This window comes from Bradyrhizobium iriomotense, assembly GCF_030160715.1.
GTDB classification, from domain to species: domain Bacteria; phylum Pseudomonadota; class Alphaproteobacteria; order Rhizobiales; family Xanthobacteraceae; genus Bradyrhizobium; species Bradyrhizobium iriomotense.
Genome location: NZ_BSOW01000012.1, coordinates 1 through 13,912, shown reverse-complemented (window position 1 = coordinate 13,912; position 13,912 = coordinate 1). Strand labels below are relative to the sequence as shown.

Annotated in this window: 16 protein-coding genes and 1 tRNA gene; 11 read left to right on the top strand and 6 right to left on the bottom strand. The window is 63.1% G+C overall.

The features are described from left to right. Position 1: 1 nt before the first annotated feature. Positions 2–148 (bottom strand): hypothetical protein, encoded by a 147-nt coding sequence (locus tag QQL28_RS17950; RefSeq protein ID WP_284267390.1) that lies wholly within the window; start codon positions 146–148, stop codon positions 2–4. A 174-nt stretch (positions 149–322) separates the two neighbouring features. On the opposite strand from QQL28_RS17950, the gene QQL28_RS17945 reads away from it, so the two are divergent. From QQL28_RS17945 to QQL28_RS17930, 4 genes are all read left to right on the top strand, one after another. After that, on the top strand, positions 323–748 hold the full coding sequence (locus QQL28_RS17945; RefSeq protein WP_284267389.1) for a DUF3606 domain-containing protein: 426 nt from the start codon (positions 323–325) through the stop codon (positions 746–748). A gap of 1 nt (position 749) precedes the next feature. Next, the gene (locus QQL28_RS17940; protein WP_284267388.1) at positions 750–1,238 is read left to right on the top strand and encodes a hypothetical protein; all 489 of its coding nucleotides are present in this window, start codon (positions 750–752) and stop codon (positions 1,236–1,238) included. A gap of 100 nt (positions 1,239–1,338) precedes the next feature. Beyond that, positions 1,339–2,268 (top strand): alpha/beta hydrolase, encoded by a 930-nt coding sequence (locus QQL28_RS17935; RefSeq protein WP_284267387.1) that lies wholly within the window; start codon positions 1,339–1,341, stop codon positions 2,266–2,268. Positions 2,269–2,416: 148 nt separating this feature from the next. Then, positions 2,417–3,640: an ABC transporter substrate-binding protein gene (locus tag QQL28_RS17930; RefSeq protein ID WP_284267386.1), complete on the top strand. Its 1,224-nt coding sequence runs from the start codon at positions 2,417–2,419 to the stop codon at positions 3,638–3,640. Positions 3,641–3,646: 6 nt separating this feature from the next. On the opposite strand, the gene QQL28_RS17925 is transcribed toward QQL28_RS17930, so the two are convergent. Next, a complete protein-coding gene (locus QQL28_RS17925; protein ID WP_284267385.1) occupies positions 3,647–5,209 on the bottom strand; it encodes an adenylate/guanylate cyclase domain-containing protein in 1,563 nt (520 codons plus the stop codon). A 190-nt stretch (positions 5,210–5,399) separates the two neighbouring features. Here QQL28_RS17925 and QQL28_RS17920 point away from each other — a divergent pair, with 190 nt between their 5' ends. Then, on the top strand, positions 5,400–6,491 hold the full coding sequence (locus tag QQL28_RS17920) for an enolase C-terminal domain-like protein (RefSeq protein ID WP_284267384.1): 1,092 nt from the start codon (positions 5,400–5,402) through the stop codon (positions 6,489–6,491). On the opposite strand, the gene QQL28_RS17915 is transcribed toward QQL28_RS17920, so the two are convergent. After that, complete coding sequence (locus tag QQL28_RS17915) at positions 6,488–7,762, bottom strand: lipase family protein (RefSeq protein ID WP_284267383.1); 1,275 nt, start codon at positions 7,760–7,762, stop codon at positions 6,488–6,490. The two genes, QQL28_RS17920 and QQL28_RS17915, sit on opposite strands and share 4 nt — an antisense overlap. A 202-nt stretch (positions 7,763–7,964) precedes the next feature. Further along, entirely contained in the window at positions 7,965–8,216 is a 252-nt protein-coding gene (locus tag QQL28_RS17910; protein ID WP_284267382.1) for a hypothetical protein, read from the bottom strand. A gap of 177 nt (positions 8,217–8,393) precedes the next feature. On the opposite strand from QQL28_RS17910, the gene QQL28_RS17905 reads away from it, so the two are divergent. After that, on the top strand, positions 8,394–8,642 hold the full coding sequence (locus QQL28_RS17905; protein WP_284267381.1) for a hypothetical protein: 249 nt from the start codon (positions 8,394–8,396) through the stop codon (positions 8,640–8,642). Between the two features lie 355 nt (positions 8,643–8,997). Here the strand turns inward: QQL28_RS17905 and QQL28_RS17900 are convergent, their stop codons facing one another. Then, positions 8,998–9,240: a hypothetical protein gene (locus QQL28_RS17900; protein ID WP_284267380.1), complete on the bottom strand. Its 243-nt coding sequence runs from the start codon at positions 9,238–9,240 to the stop codon at positions 8,998–9,000. Positions 9,241–9,432: 192 nt separating this feature from the next. Between QQL28_RS17900 and QQL28_RS17895 the strand changes: the two genes are divergently transcribed. After that, positions 9,433–9,618 (top strand): SANT/Myb-like DNA-binding domain-containing protein, encoded by a 186-nt coding sequence (locus tag QQL28_RS17895; protein ID WP_284267379.1) that lies wholly within the window; start codon positions 9,433–9,435, stop codon positions 9,616–9,618. On the opposite strand, the gene QQL28_RS17890 is transcribed toward QQL28_RS17895, so the two are convergent. Next, positions 9,615–10,085: an L-2-amino-thiazoline-4-carboxylic acid hydrolase gene (locus tag QQL28_RS17890; RefSeq protein WP_284267378.1), complete on the bottom strand. Its 471-nt coding sequence runs from the start codon at positions 10,083–10,085 to the stop codon at positions 9,615–9,617. The genes QQL28_RS17895 and QQL28_RS17890 overlap by 4 nt on opposite strands. A 384-nt stretch (positions 10,086–10,469) precedes the next feature. On the opposite strand from QQL28_RS17890, the gene QQL28_RS17885 reads away from it, so the two are divergent. The 4 genes from QQL28_RS17885 to QQL28_RS17870 all read left to right on the top strand — a co-directional run bounded on the left by QQL28_RS17885 (position 10,470) and on the right by QQL28_RS17870 (position 13,899). Next, positions 10,470–10,554: transfer RNA gene (locus QQL28_RS17885), tRNA-Leu, on the top strand. Positions 10,555–10,658: 104 nt separating this feature from the next. After that, positions 10,659–12,134, top strand: a complete 1,476-nt coding sequence (locus tag QQL28_RS17880) for a tyrosine-type recombinase/integrase (RefSeq protein ID WP_284267377.1) — start codon at positions 10,659–10,661, stop codon at positions 12,132–12,134. Between the two features lie 708 nt (positions 12,135–12,842). Then, a complete protein-coding gene (locus QQL28_RS17875) occupies positions 12,843–12,989 on the top strand; it encodes a hypothetical protein (protein WP_284267376.1) in 147 nt (48 codons plus the stop codon). After that, positions 12,979–13,899: a recombinase family protein gene (locus tag QQL28_RS17870; RefSeq protein WP_284267375.1), complete on the top strand. Its 921-nt coding sequence runs from the start codon at positions 12,979–12,981 to the stop codon at positions 13,897–13,899. Before QQL28_RS17875 ends, QQL28_RS17870 begins: the two co-directional genes overlap by 11 nt. Positions 13,900–13,912 lie beyond the last annotated feature (13 nt).

Genomic DNA, 13,912 nt, shown 5'->3' with positions numbered 1-13,912 from the left:
CTCAGATCGCGAACACCCAGGCCGCAACGATGGTGCCGATCGTGACCAGGCCCGCGATGGTCCAGCCCGCGGCATATTCCAGCTCGGGATGGCCGGTCGCCCGCATGATCTCGCTCGGATCTGCCGCGTGCTTCCAATGCTCTGTCATGACAGCCTCGCACTTTTTTGTGCTTGTCTCATTAAGTCGCGCGAGGGGCGATTTGGTTCCATCACGGAAATGCGAGGAGATGCATGCGACGCACGGCGGCGTGTAGCAGGACTGCTTTCCTACTGCCGGTGGCGTGCTAGACTAGTCGGTGCATTCTGCGGCAGGAGGGGACGCATGGCCGACAACAAGTCCAAACGGGGCGGGGCCGATCGCACCCTGATCGCGCTCGGTGAGCGCTACGAGATCGCCTACTGGTCGAAGAAGTTCAAGGTGACGCCGGCCAAGCTGAAATATGCCGTCAAGAAGGTCGGCCACTCCGCCAGGAAGGTCGAGGAATACATCAAGCTCCAGAAGCACCGCGCCTCCGACAAATTGCGGATCGCACTCAGCGAGCCCTATGAGGTCCGCTACTGGTCGAAGAAGTTCAAGATCACCCCGGCGAAGCTGAAGGCAGCGGTCGCCGCCGCCGGTCATTCCTCCAAGAAGGTCGCGGCCTATCTCGCCGGCCAGAAGGCCGCGAAGAAGAAGGCGGCCAAGAAAACGAAGAAGGTGAAAAGGAAGACTGCGAAGAAGGCGAGCGCGCGCAGGAAGGCCGCCTGAGATGAAGCTTGGGAAGCTGATCCTTGCAGCGTCGCTCGCGCTCGGCGGCGGCTCGGTCGCGCAGGCCGCGGATACCGGCTCGACGATCTCGGGCTCGACGGCGCTGGCGCTCGCGGGTGTCATCGCGCCGCTGTCGCCGGTGTTGGCCGCGGGCGAGAAGAAGGCGATCGCGATGCTGTTCGCCGCCAATAGCGACATCCCCTACAAAAAGCCGATCGTCGTGACCGCCGACCGGATCGTCTGCCGCACCGGCAATGTCGACATCACCGTGCGCAACTGCGAGGTGACCTTCGGCAAGAAGGTCAAGACCGTGAACGGCTCCACGGCTAACGAGATCTACGCCACCGAGGCGCTCGCCGGCGTGCCGGCGGACGGCGCGGCGGGATCGAACTTCGAGAGCCTGTCCAAGCTGAGCTGCACGATCGATCCGAACGCCATCCGCCAGAAGGACGGCAGCGGCGCAAGCTGCACGTTCCAGCCGGGGAGTTAGGACGCGCCGTCAAATCGCCCCAACGGCAATCAATAAAGCCAATTGACGGGCCAAGCCGGAACGCGAGCCGGCGCTTGAGCGCTCAGCACGGCACATAACAATGAAAAACTATCTCGCATTATTCCTATTGCTGACCATCACGACCGCCTCCGCGCACGGGCTGTTTCCCGCCCGGCCGCAACCGCCGACCGATCTGGTGCGCTTGGGCCTCACCGACACCGATACGTCCGCCGGAGGCACGGCGCGACTATGCGATCAGGTCTCGTTCTCGCGGGGCTTGCGCTATGGCGACAGCGAGCAGAACGTCCTTGACGTCGCGACCAGCGAGACCAAGGCGGCAACACCACAACCGATCCTGCTGTTCGTGGCCGGCGACAGCTTCACCGGCGACAGCGCCACGCCCGACACGGCGCGCGAGTTCCAGGACGAGGCGATGTGCTTTGCCGCGCGCAACGGCATGGTCGGCGTGCGCGTGAACTACCGCCTTGCGCCGGCAGCCCCCTGGCCTTCCGGCGCGCGCGACGTCGCCGCCGCCCTGTCCTGGATCCACCAGAATGTCGATCTCTTCAACGGCGATGCCCGCGAGATCGTCGCGGTCGGCTATGCCGCCGGTGCCTTTCATGTCGCAAGCCTGCTCGCGCATCCGGAATTGCAGGGCACCGACACGGACGTTGCCGGAGTCGTGCTGATCTCCGGTATTTATCGCGCGAGCAAGGACCCGAGCGACAGCGAGAGGGCCTATTTCGGCTCCGACGCCGCCCAATATGACAAGCGCTCCGCCTTCCCCGGCATCCTCAAGGTCGAGGAACCGATCGTGCTGGCCTGGGCCGCGGCCGACCCGGCGGGCCTCGTGACGCAGGGCGAAGCGCTCAAGCAGGCGCTGTGCGGCGCCGGCCACTGCCCACGCACGACCATCCTGCACACCCGCGACGGCATTGCCTCCGTGTTCGGGCTCGACGGCTCCGCCGACAGCCTGGCCGAGCCGACGCTGTTGCTGGTCCGCCAGCTCGAGGCACGCGGATTGCCGTAGCCGGCGGGCTTTCAACGCGTCAGCACGGCTGCCGCTTGGGTGGACAGCGCCAGGGACACAGGAATGACAAACCCTTGACCTAGATCAAGCGCTCTTGATGCCGATTGCGCCGACCTCCACGAAGGGTCCAACTATCTAGGTGTCGAACATGCGTGTGACCGGCAGGATGCTGTTCGCAGTGGCGGTGGCCGTCGCCTCGCTGGGCGCGATGTCGCAGGAGCGCGCCGAGGCCCCGGCGACCGTCTCCGAGATTCGCATCGGCAACATCATGCCCTACTCGGGCCCGCTCTCGGAATTCGGCGCGATCGGCAAGGCGGAAGCCGCCTATTTCGACATGATCAACGAGCGCGGCGGGATCAACGGCCGCAAGGTCCGCTTCATCACGCGCGACGACAATTCCGATCCTGCGACCGCGCTGGAGCTGACGCGCGGACTGGTCGAGAAGGACGACGTGCTGTTGATGTTCGGCTCGTTCGGCACGCCCGGAAATCTCGCCACGCGCTGGTATCTCAACGAGCGGAAGATCCCGCAGCTCTTCGTCGCATCCGGCGACGAGGAGCTGAGCCGGCCCAGGGCGTTTCCCTGGACGATGGGCTGGCAGCCCTCCTACAAGGCAGAGGGGCGCATCTACGCCAACTACATCCAGGCCTATTATCCCAGGCGCAAGATCGTCGTGCTCTGGCAGAACGACCAATTCGGGCGCGACCTGTTCAAGGGCATCGAGGAAGGCTTGGGCGACCTCAACCGCTTCGTCGTCGTCGATATCGCCTTCGACATCGCCGACGAGCATCTCGAAGGGCATGTCTCGATCCTGAAGCGCGCGGGCGCGGACATCTTCGTCTTTCTCGGCGTACCCTCGACCGCATCCCAGGTGATCAAGCTGGCGGCCAGTCTCAACTGGCACCCGGTCTTCATCCTGAACGATGCCTCCGCCTCGATCGCCAACGCGCTGGCCCCGGCTGGCATTGAGAATTCCGCTGGCGTGATCTCGGCGGCCTTCCTGAAGGACCCGAGCGACCCGGCCTGGCGTGACGATCCCGGCATGAAGGACTGGTTCACCTTCATGGACAAGTATCATCACATAGAAAGCACGAACAACAATGCCGCGCTCTATGGCTATGCTGCGGCCGAAGCGTTGGCGCAGGTGTTGAAGCAATGCGGCGACGATCTGTCCCGCGAGAACATCATGCGGCAGGCCGCCTCTCTCAGGGTCGACCAGCCCTCGGTCGCATTGCCCGGCATCAAGATGAACACGTCCCCCGACAACTACCTGCCGATCAAGCAGATGCGGCTCGAGCAGTTCGACGGCCGCTCCTGGCAGTCCTTCGGCGACGTGATCGAAACCGCGTTCACCGAAGGCCGCAAACGCTGACCGGCCTCACGCCGGCTTGAGCGAGGCCAGCGCGTTTTCCAAGAGCGAGCGCACCCGCGCGGCATCGCCCGATTTCACGACCGAAGGGTCGAGATAGAGCTCCAGGCCCGGAACGCGCTCGGTGATGATGCCGCTCGGCGCGACCCCGACGTCATTCAGCGCATCGACCGAATAGGGAATGACCTCGCGGCTGATGCCCTTCATGGTGATCGCCGGCAACGCGTGCGCCGTGACGACATCGCTGACGAGTGCAAAGCTCTCATAGCTCAGCACGATGCCGCCGGGCTCGGCGATCGATTGCAGGCGCGCGGCAAGGTTCGCCTCGGCGCCGATGATCGTGTAGTCCATGCGGTCGCTGCTGCCGAAATTGCCGACGTTGCAATAGCCGGAATTGATGCCCATGCGCGACTTGAAGGGCTGCTCGATGCCGGAGGCTCGCCATTTGGCATTGAGCTCGGCAAGGCGCTGCTGCATGCGCCAGGCCATCCGCAGGCATGCCTGTGCGTCGGCGCGGTCGCCCTTGGTTTCGGGATCACCGAAGAAGATCAGCATGGCATCGCCGATGAACTTGTCGATGGTGCCGCCATATTCATGCGCGATCGCCGACATCTCGGTGAAATATTCGTTGAGGAGCTGGGTGAGAAGCTCCGGCTGGAGACGCTCGGCGGTCGCGGTGAAATTCTGGATGTCGGAGAAGAAGATTGTGAGCTTCTTGCGCTCGGTATGGATGGTGACGTCCTTCTGCCCGCTGAAGATGCTCTTGTAGACCTGCGGCGGGATGTAGCGCGAGATCTTCATCGAGAGCGAGGCGAGGAAGTCGTTGGCGGATTCGAGCTCCTTGTTCATCGACTTGATGCGGTTGGCCTGGCGGCGCTGCATGGAGAGGAAGGAGAGCCCGCTGCCGGCCGCGATGAAGAGATAGGCGAGCAGGAATTTGAACGAGAAGATATTCGCCGCGATCGGCTGCGCGATGATCACCTCCTGGATGCCCCTGACGTCGCCGACCTTCCAGTCCTTCTTCGGGCTCTCGGGATGGCTGTTGTGGCAGCTCACGCAGGCCGGCCCCATCGTCACGGGAGCCACCAGCCGGACCTTGTCGTTGAATAGCGAGGTCTCGGTCTCGACGATCTTCTTCTCGGGGTCCGCGCGCAAGGCATCCAGCGCATCCTTCTCGAACTTGTCGAGCTGGTGCGGCGCGCGGTTCTGGAACGGGAAGTCGGAGACGAAGCGGTAGGTGATGTTCTCCTGCTGCGCGCCGATCACGCGCCCGAGCTCGAGCGACAGCGTCGCCGGGATCGGGATGGCGCCGGGTACGGATTCGTAGTTGTGCACGACCTTGGTGGTGCCGTTGGGATTGGCGAGGATCCGCCCGACCACGTTGGTGGCGTAGTAGCTGCGCACGCTCGTGATCACCGAATTGAGGTCGGCGGCCTGCCGGCGCAACGCCGCCTTGCTGAGCTCGGTCAGGTCGAGCCACACCGCGAGCGGCAGCGCAAGCAAGAGGAAGGCGATCACCACGCCGGTCAGAATGCCGTTCTTGCGCTGCTCTTCGGAGATCGCCTGTTTCACTCTGTGGCTCCGTTGTGTGCGTTCATGTCGCGATATCCGGCGTCCGCGACGCGACATGCGGCGGCACAGAGCCTGCAAACGCAGGCCAGCGCAACCCCATTTTATGGGAGTCGCGGCAGGCGCCTTTTCGTTTCATGACAGATGTTTAAGATCGGTACGGACCTGCATCTGCTCCGCCGGGAGACACCCTATGACCGAGACCATCCGCATCGCGCGCTTTGTGGCGCGCCCCGTCATCGTGCCGATGAACCTGCCGCTGCAAACCTCCACTGGCGCCGTCGCCAGGGCGCCGCTGGTGCTGATCGACTGCGAGACCGACCAGGGCGTGCGCGGCCACGCCTATCTGTTCTCGATCACGCCGGCCGCCTTGAGGCCGCTGACCGCGATGGTCGGCGAGATGGCCGAGATGATCGCCGGCGACGAGCTCTTGCCGTTCGAGATCGAGCGCAAGCTGAGCCAGCGCTTCACCCTGCTCGGGCTCGCCGGCCTGCAACGCCTGGCGCAATCAGGCATCGACATGGTGGCCTGGGACGCGCTCGCCCGCGCCAGGGGCCTGCCGCTCGCGCGCCTGCTCGGCGGCGCACCGAAGCCGGTGCGTGCCTATAATTCGAAGGGGCTCGGAATCATGCCGGCCGGTGCCGCCGTGGACGAGGCGCAAAAACTGCTCGCCGAAGGCTTTCATGCCGCAAAGATCCGCGTCGGCCGCCCCGATGCGCGGGAAGACCTCAACGTCGTGCGCGCGGTACGCAAGGCGGTCGGCGACCAGGTGACGCTGATGTGCGACTACAACCAGGCGCTCACGGTTGCCGAGGCCATCAGCCGCGGCGAGATGCTCGACGACGAGGGCCTGCTCTGGATCGAGGAGCCGATCCGCCATGACGACTATGCCGGCTGCGCCCGCGTTGCGGACGCGCTCCGCACCCCTGTTCAGATCGGCGAGAATTTCGACAGCGCCTTTTCGATGCTATCAGCGCTGTCGGCTGAAGCCTGCGACTTCGTGATGCCCGACGTGCAGCGCATCGGCGGCGTCACCGGCTGGCTCCGCGCCGCCTCCCTTGCGCATGCCGCCGGCATCGAGATGTCGACGCACCTGTTCTCGGAGGTGAGCGCGCACCTGCTCTGCGTCACGCCGACCGCGCACTGGCTGGAATATGTCGACTGGGCCGATGCGGTGCTTGCCACGCGTCTGACGATCAAGGACGGTTTTGCATTGCCGAGCGAGGAGCCCGGCAACGGCATTCAATGGGATGAGGCCGCGGTCGCCAGGTATCTCGTGAGCTAGTCGTTGAACGCGATGCCCTGCACGGCCTCGCCGGGAGGGCCCGGCTCGGTAACGGCAGCACAATTGCTCTGCGGCTTTTGTCCGGCGAGCATGCCGCGGAAGAAGGCGAGCGCGTCGGGAAAGGCCGCGTTCAGGCCGCCATTATGCGTGGCGCCGGGATAGGTCTTCCAGACCACATCGTTCCCGGCCGAGCACAGCGCCGCGACCTCCGCATATTGCCGCGTCGGCACCAGTGTGGAATCGGCAAGCCCGGTGCCGAGCAGGACGGGCACCTTGAGCCGCATGGCCTTCATGTCCGTAATCGGCGTCAGCCGCGCCAGGACCTGGGTCATCGGCTCGACATAGACGTTGTCGGAGGTGATGCCGTCCCGGCTCGCGATCTCGCGCATGTCCGGCGAGCAGCTTTCGCGCGCCGCCGTCAGCACCGGCTTGCCCTTGTCGGAGACGAGATCGTCGGCGGTGGGCGCACCGTCGGGCAACGACCCGCCGAGCAGCATCAGCGACGTATAGATCGGTGAGCCGATCGCGGTGGTCTGCGGCGGCTTGTAGGGACCATCCGGGAAGGTCGAGACGAGGCCCGTCGCGACGGTGCCGAGCAGCGGCACGTCGGGCGCATAGGCCGTCGCAATCGTGGTAGCCCCCATCGCAGCGCCCGAGCCTTGCGACTGGCCAGTCACGAAGACTTTTGACGCGAGCCTGTCGCGATAGGCGGAGAGGGCCGCGCGTACGGCGTCGAGCACCGAGCGGCCTTCCGCCTCCCAGATCAGATAGGGATGCGGGCCGGGCCCGCCGAGCCCTTGATAGTCGGTGGCCACGACTGCAAAGCCGTTCTCGAGCCAGCGCTGGATATAGGTGGCGTCACGCGGCTTGTGCCCGGTCCATGACGGCGCGCAAGCGTCGGACACGCCGAGCGTGCCATGCGCCCAGGCGACCAGCGGCCAGCCTCCCGCCGGCACCTCGCCCTTGGGCAGATAGAGTGTGCCGCTCACCGGGACGATGCCGGCGTGCCAGCGCAAATCGGTCGATGTATAGAGAATGCGCTCGGCGAGGCCGGCGCTCGTGATTTCGGGCTGCGCAAGCATCGGCTCCTCGCGCAGCATCACGCCGGGACTCTCCGGTAAGGTCTGCGACCAGCGATAGAACGGTGACAGATCCTTGTCGCCCACCTTCGGTCCGACCGGCAGCAAGGAGTCCGCGTGTGCCGTCGCGACGGCGACGCCCATGATGGCAATGAGCGCAACGGCCGACTTCGGCATCAGACGTCCGAGCATAGGCTTCTCCATCCCTTGCATTCTTTTCGAGCGGTCGACGGCAGCAGCAGTCCCGCTTCTGCATTGATTATGGAGACGGTCGCGCCGACGTCCACGTCTTTTCGGACATGGACCGATGCCGATCTCACATGGAGAAGGGTTGGGCCGATATCATCGGCTCTGCCAGACGCGACGAAATATAGAGACCTACGAACATACCGTCTTATTCGGAGCTTAGATGCTCCAGTGTCCGATTGCAGGCCTCCTTGGCTTCATCAAAGTTCTTGAATGGTGATCCGCTGACTTTGATCGCGCCCCTTGTTTCATACAGGGGACGCCAGGACGCCATGTAGCCGGGACGTCCATGAAAGCCGGGACCGCTGGTGCTTTCGAAGCTGATCACGAACGAGAAGCCGCCGCTGTTTGCGATCCATAGCTCCATGTCCTCAACGGCCCGGTGGAATTGCAGAGACATTGCCAATCACTCGACTCAGTTACCCCTACGGTCGCACGGTGCTACCGGCGATGCCTGTGCGGTTTGTGCCATTGGCGCGGGGTGGGAAAATCGCGCGGCGCGTCGGCTATTGTCGTCGCCTTCGTAGCGCCCGAATCGCACTGGCAATTGATCAAGGTTCAATGCTCGGAGCGAGCGATGGCCATGGAGCCGACAAAACCGCGTGTGTGGAGCGAAGAGGAGATCAAGCTCTTGATCGAACTCGCGCACCTGAAGATGAGTGCGCCAGCGATCGCGAAGCAGCTTGGACGCCACATAGCCTCGGTGAGACGACGCGCTCACCAGCTGGGATTGTTGCTGCCGGCCGGCCGGCGCGAACCGCAAGAACGCGCCCAAGCGGGGTCAATGAACCCTCCGCGTGTCATGCTGATCAGCAACCGACATTAAGACGACGTCCGGACCACTACTCTTGCAGCTCACATTGTCGCCAATATGCAGAAACGGCGCTGTTACCAGCGCCGTTCTGGTGCACCTCACGCGTGGAATCGGCCCACTTTGACTGGCGCTGGCGGGAGCGACCCGCGCTGGCTCTGCTGGTATGGGAGACCTTGGTCGCGATCCGTTGATGAGGCTATGCCGCACCGAGCAAGAGTCAATCGGAAAAAGACTCCTAATTTTTTTACGTCAGCGGCTTTGACTGAGCAGCATCGGCTGGAGCCGTACGGAACCGTCGCGGTCTTTGATGATCTCTATCGAAATCACCGGGATCCTCCTACGAATCCATCCTCAACGCAGCCAAGCGCTACCACATGTCCGCGCCGGGGATTCCCTTGCGGGCAGCCCTTCGCTCGATCCACATGCAGCGGCGGGCGGCTCGGCCCGAGCGCGCAACGCCTGACGTCCCCTCGCCGGCCAGCAGCAGCGGCGCGATGTTCTCGCGCAGCGCGCGGCAGTGCTGGAGCTCGGCCTGCCAATCGATGATCCGCGCCTCGGCGCCCGACGCGATCAGCGCCGCCATCGCCATCGCAACACATGCTGCTTTCATTGTTCGCTCGCCGACACGCATCGTGGAAAAATGACAAGTGCAGTTTGTGCCAGACCGTCTCACACTGACGGAACACCCCGTGTCATCGAGCGAACACCCTGCGACGACGACGTCAGATGCATTCCATATCACCTTCTACCATACTGTGTACGGGCGAGTCGGGGGAGAGAGTCGTGAGCGGGATTGGGGACGATGCCGAGCTGGAAGAAGTCGTGGAACGAGGAAGACATCAAGAAACTTAAGTCGCTCGCAGGCACGATGCCCGTGACGATGATTGCAAAGGAGCTCGGCCGCACGACCGGCACGGTGCTCGCAAAGGCCGTGGAGCAGAACATCCCCATCAGGCACCGGACGGACGAGGTGACGTCGGCCCGCTAGTCCGCGACCCGCGTTCGCCGGTAGCGAAAGTCGCAATGAGACGCGCCCTGCATGATGGTCTGCGTGCGCGTCAGGCTGATGTCTGGGCCGAACCCTTCCGCAGTCGCAAAATCCGCCGTGCAGACGAGGAGGAAGCCGAGTTCGGGCGCGCCCAGCGCCTTGTAGAATTCCGCGTAGGCGCAGCGCCTCACGTCGAAGGCGAACGCATCGTGTGACTGCTCGATCACCTCGAGTTCGAGCGCATCATCGCGGGCGTAGGTCCCGAAGGCGGAGGAGACGGCCTTGCCGAGATCCGGCTCGTTCTTCGCCCGCCAGAACTGCTCGCCATAGCGGCGGTAGAGATCGCCGAGCGTTTTGCGCACCAGCGCGTTCGCACGTGCTTCGCCCAGTTCCGCCTGGAGCGCCTTGACGAGAGGGATCAGGACCTGCGCCTGGATTTTTGCCTGCTCAATGACGGAAACGCTCATGGCGGCCTCGCGTCCGAGATGAAGGAGTAGCGAGCGTAGCCGGATCGTGGCTTGCCGAGCCGTAGCTCGCGGACAAAAGCCCGCCTGCGCCCTTTGGGCTTCGGCGCGGCATCCTTCTCTCGCTTCGCGAGCGAAGGATGGTGGGCACGACAGGGATCGAACCTGTGACCCCTACCATGTCAAGGTACTGCGAGACACCAATTCTCGTGTGAAATCAAAACGAAAAGGCCGGTAGAAGTGCGAATCCGAGCGTGAACAGAGCTGGAACGAAGCGGAATTGCTGTTGACGTGCTGTTGACCGGTCGGATTGACCCGCTGCGGCCTGTCGCTACAGTTCGCCGGCTTCGCCGCCCCTTCTTTTTTTTCGGCTGGGATAAAGCGAATGCCCCTGTGGCGGAACTGGTAGACGCGCTCGACCCAAAATCGAGTTGCGCAAGGAGTGCTGGTTCGATTCCGGCCAGGGGCACCAACTAGGCTGTTCAAGCCCGTTCCAAAGCGTCCGCAACCGTCCGCGCAGTGCTCGAAACCCCCTGAAAAATAGGCACTTCCGAGTACATCGGTGTTCGTCTCCGTTTGTTCTCATCCGATCCCAGCCGTCGATTTGTTGGTATCGTGTTGGTATCGGGAGAACAAACGTTCACGGCGATTTTCGCTATTCCGAACGAAGGAATTGAGCAGATGGCCCGCAAGAACGATGGCGCGTGCGCCAACCCAAAGCAGATCAGGACCGACGTCGACTGCCGCGCCGCCCGACCGAAATTCGACGGGCGCGCGTGGAGCCCGGCCAAGATTTCCGACGTGACCGGCGGCGGCCTTTATCTCTTCGTCACGCCGGACGTGAGCAGGCCCGGCAACGCTGCTTCCAAACTCTGGCGGATGGGCTACCGCTTCCACAGCCGTCAGAAAACCTACTCCATCGGCCCTTACGGCAACGGCATGGATGGCACGTTCTCGCTCGCCGACGCGCGGCGCGAGCGCGACAAGGCCAAAGACCTGCTCAAGGAAGGCAAAGACCCGAGCACCGAGAAGCAGCTCGACAAGCACAGGCAGGCGGCCGCCCGGTCTTTCGAGCAATGGGCCGACGAGTGGCTCGCGAAGAAGAAGGTGGAGAAAGTCAAACGCGGCAGGATCGTCGCGGTGCGCGACCCCAAGACCATCGAGGTGCTTGAGCTTCGCGTCGGCTACGTCAAGGATCGCTTCGGCAAGCTGTGCAGACAGGACATCAAGCGTCCGGACGTGCTCGCTTTCATGCGTTCATACGAAGCCGACGGAAAGCTGGAAACCCGCGACCGCGTGCGCAGCATCGGTGAGCAAATCTGCGACTATGCCGATGTCGAAGGCGACGGCTACAATCCATTCCGCAACCTGAATGGGCAGATGATTGCCAACATTTCGACGCCGCGTCCTGGCGTTACCGAACCACGTGACGTGACGCGCGTCTTCAAGCTCATCAGCGCACCGTGGACGAGAGCGAGGTTTGGTGACGTTGTTGGCCTTGCCTTGCGCTTCGATGCTCTGACCATTCCCCGCCCCGGCATGATCAATGAAATGGAGTGGAGCGAGGTCGATTGGGACGCCGAACGCTGGACTGTTCCAGCCACAAAGATGAAGACTGGTTGGGACCATGTCGTGCCTTTGTCACGGCAGGCACTCGCAATCCTGCGTAGCGCTCAGAAGCTGACCGGCCATCGCCGGTACGCGTTTTCCTGCGCGAAGGACGCACCGCTATCAAACAACACGCTCAACAAGCGCTTGCGGCTGCTTGGCATTGACACCAAGACTGATCATTGTGCCCACGGATTCCGGACCACCTTCTCGACCCTGTCTCACCACGAAGAGAGCAAAGGCGCCAAGGCATGGGATGGCGATGTCGTCGAGCTGCAGCTCGCGCATCTCGATAACTCTACTGTGGAAGGTCTCTACAAGAAGCACGGACCGCTCGTGCTGATCGGCTCGCGCACGAAGCTGATGCAGCATTGGGCTGATCGGGTCGACCACTGGCTTGATCCCAAGAAGGTGAGGCCGATCAAGGGAGGCACGCAGGGTTGATCACGCTGCTTAAGATACTCTCGGCGGATTCAGTCCGTTGGCGGCAGTGGCTGGCGAGACTCTGAAGAGACCCCAATTTCGAACGTGAACCGGGATGCTCAGGCCTACTATGTCAGCGAACAGGGCAAGTCAGTTTGGGTAGTGGTCAGTGGAGTTGCCCTGGTTAGACCGGACGCTCGGCTGGTTTGAGAGTGCAATGTACTCCCGCGGTGCGCGGTAACCCAGCCGGGAATGCGGGTGTGCTGAGTTGTACAACAACGATTGAGAACGCCCACAGGACCGTTTTTCGCGAGGTTCTTTATCGGCACCATCCTTGGTTTGGGCGCCAAGTTTGCGTTCATGGGACCGTCGACAAGGCTGATGATGTCGTTTTTCGCTGCACCCTGGACGGGTCGCAAGCAGATCGTTGGCTTGAAGTTCCAGCATGGATGTTCGACCGGACGGCAAGCCCTGACGCCGAGCTTTTGACAGCTCATCCGTTTGTTAGCATCGATGCACTTGCCGCGCTTTCTGCGCTTCTCGATCTGGCGTTGAAGGATCGAACGCCATCAGCTGTCCTGGTTTCTGGCGCATCCAAAGGCTCTCACGACCAGAATCGGGGAGCGACTCATGTCACGCCAGACGGCAATGCCAGGGACAGGGAGCGGATACCGACACAATCAAAAACCGCGATTGCGGCAGCAGATGGATCTGTTCGGGAGCGGCCTGTTGAACAGCGCCATCGGCGCGCCGGCATGGTCGGAGCTGCCGGCGGAGGCACGGGCGGCCCTGACGAGTCTGATGACGCAGTTGATCCTCGAGCACGCTGCGGCGACGGTAACGCCGCGCGCGAAGGAGGTCGGTCATGATCTCTGACAAAGTCAGGCCTCATCATCTCGCGCGCAAGGCGATTCTTTACGTGCGTCAATCCTCAGCGCATCAGGTGTTGCACAATCGCGAGAGCAGCGCGTTGCAGTACGCCATGCAGGACCGGCTGACGGCGCTCGGGTGGTCAGAGATCGAAGTGATCGATGATGATCTCGGTCGTTCGGCCGCCGGCGGGGTCCAACGGGCCGGCTTCGAGCGGATGGTAGCGGAGGTGTGCCTTGGTAAGGTTGGTGCGGTTTGCGCCCGCGAGGTCTCGCGTTTCGCTCGCAACAGCCGGGATTGGCAGCAACTCATCGAGATGTGCCGTGTGGTCGATACCGTTCTGGTCGATCAGGAGACCATCTATGCGCCGAGGCACGGTAACGATCGCCTGTTGCTCGGGCTCAAGGGCAGCCTCAACGAGTATGAACTGGATCTGTTGCGCCAGCGCTCGCTCTCGGCCCGCTACGAGAAAGCGCGCCGCGGCGAGTTGGTTGTTGCGGCGCCAATCGGCTTCGTGAAGGCCGGCGACCGTTATGAGAAAGATCCGGATCGGCGTGTCCAGGAAGCGATCAAGCTGGTGTTCGACAAGGTCGAGGAACTGGGTAGTGCGCGACAGGCGCTCTGCTGGCTCCACGAGTACAATCTCGATCTGCCGGTGAAGCAGATCAACGGCGATACGGCCTGGCGGCGACCGAGCTACTCCGCCATCCACCGGATCATTGAGAACCCGGTCTACGGCGGCGCCTATGCCTATGGTAAGACGGCTGTCGCGGCGGGATACAGCGCCGATGGCATGAGCGTGAAGATCCGCCGCAAGGCACGGGACGAATGGTTGCGCGGCGGCGATCAGGGTGAGACTCCAGCGACAATCAAGGTGAGACTGCGCCGATGGGGACGGACCGAAGGGAGGGCGTAGCCCGACCGGAGGA

What these genes read in the sequence shown, in the direction of transcription:
- QQL28_RS17950 (WP_284267390.1), bottom strand. Translation starts at nt 148, where the DNA reads ATGACAGAGCATTGGAAGCACGCGGCAGATCCGAGCGAGATCATGCGG.
- QQL28_RS17945 (WP_284267389.1), top strand. Translation starts at nt 323, where the DNA reads ATGGCCGACAACAAGTCCAAACGGGGCGGGGCCGATCGCACCCTGATC.
- QQL28_RS17940 (WP_284267388.1), top strand. Translation starts at nt 750, where the DNA reads ATGAAGCTTGGGAAGCTGATCCTTGCAGCGTCGCTCGCGCTCGGCGGC.
- QQL28_RS17935 (WP_284267387.1), top strand. Translation starts at nt 1,339, where the DNA reads ATGAAAAACTATCTCGCATTATTCCTATTGCTGACCATCACGACCGCC.
- QQL28_RS17930 (WP_284267386.1), top strand. Translation starts at nt 2,417, where the DNA reads ATGCGTGTGACCGGCAGGATGCTGTTCGCAGTGGCGGTGGCCGTCGCC.
- QQL28_RS17920 (WP_284267384.1), top strand. Translation starts at nt 5,400, where the DNA reads ATGACCGAGACCATCCGCATCGCGCGCTTTGTGGCGCGCCCCGTCATC.
- QQL28_RS17915 (WP_284267383.1), bottom strand. Translation starts at nt 7,762, where the DNA reads ATGCTCGGACGTCTGATGCCGAAGTCGGCCGTTGCGCTCATTGCCATC.
- QQL28_RS17910 (WP_284267382.1), bottom strand. Translation starts at nt 8,216, where the DNA reads ATGTCTCTGCAATTCCACCGGGCCGTTGAGGACATGGAGCTATGGATC.
- QQL28_RS17905 (WP_284267381.1), top strand. Translation starts at nt 8,394, where the DNA reads ATGGCCATGGAGCCGACAAAACCGCGTGTGTGGAGCGAAGAGGAGATC.
- QQL28_RS17900 (WP_284267380.1), bottom strand. Translation starts at nt 9,240, where the DNA reads ATGAAAGCAGCATGTGTTGCGATGGCGATGGCGGCGCTGATCGCGTCG.
- QQL28_RS17895 (WP_284267379.1), top strand. Translation starts at nt 9,433, where the DNA reads ATGCCGAGCTGGAAGAAGTCGTGGAACGAGGAAGACATCAAGAAACTT.
- QQL28_RS17890 (WP_284267378.1), bottom strand. Translation starts at nt 10,085, where the DNA reads ATGAGCGTTTCCGTCATTGAGCAGGCAAAAATCCAGGCGCAGGTCCTG.
- QQL28_RS17870 (WP_284267375.1), top strand. Translation starts at nt 12,979, where the DNA reads ATGATCTCTGACAAAGTCAGGCCTCATCATCTCGCGCGCAAGGCGATT.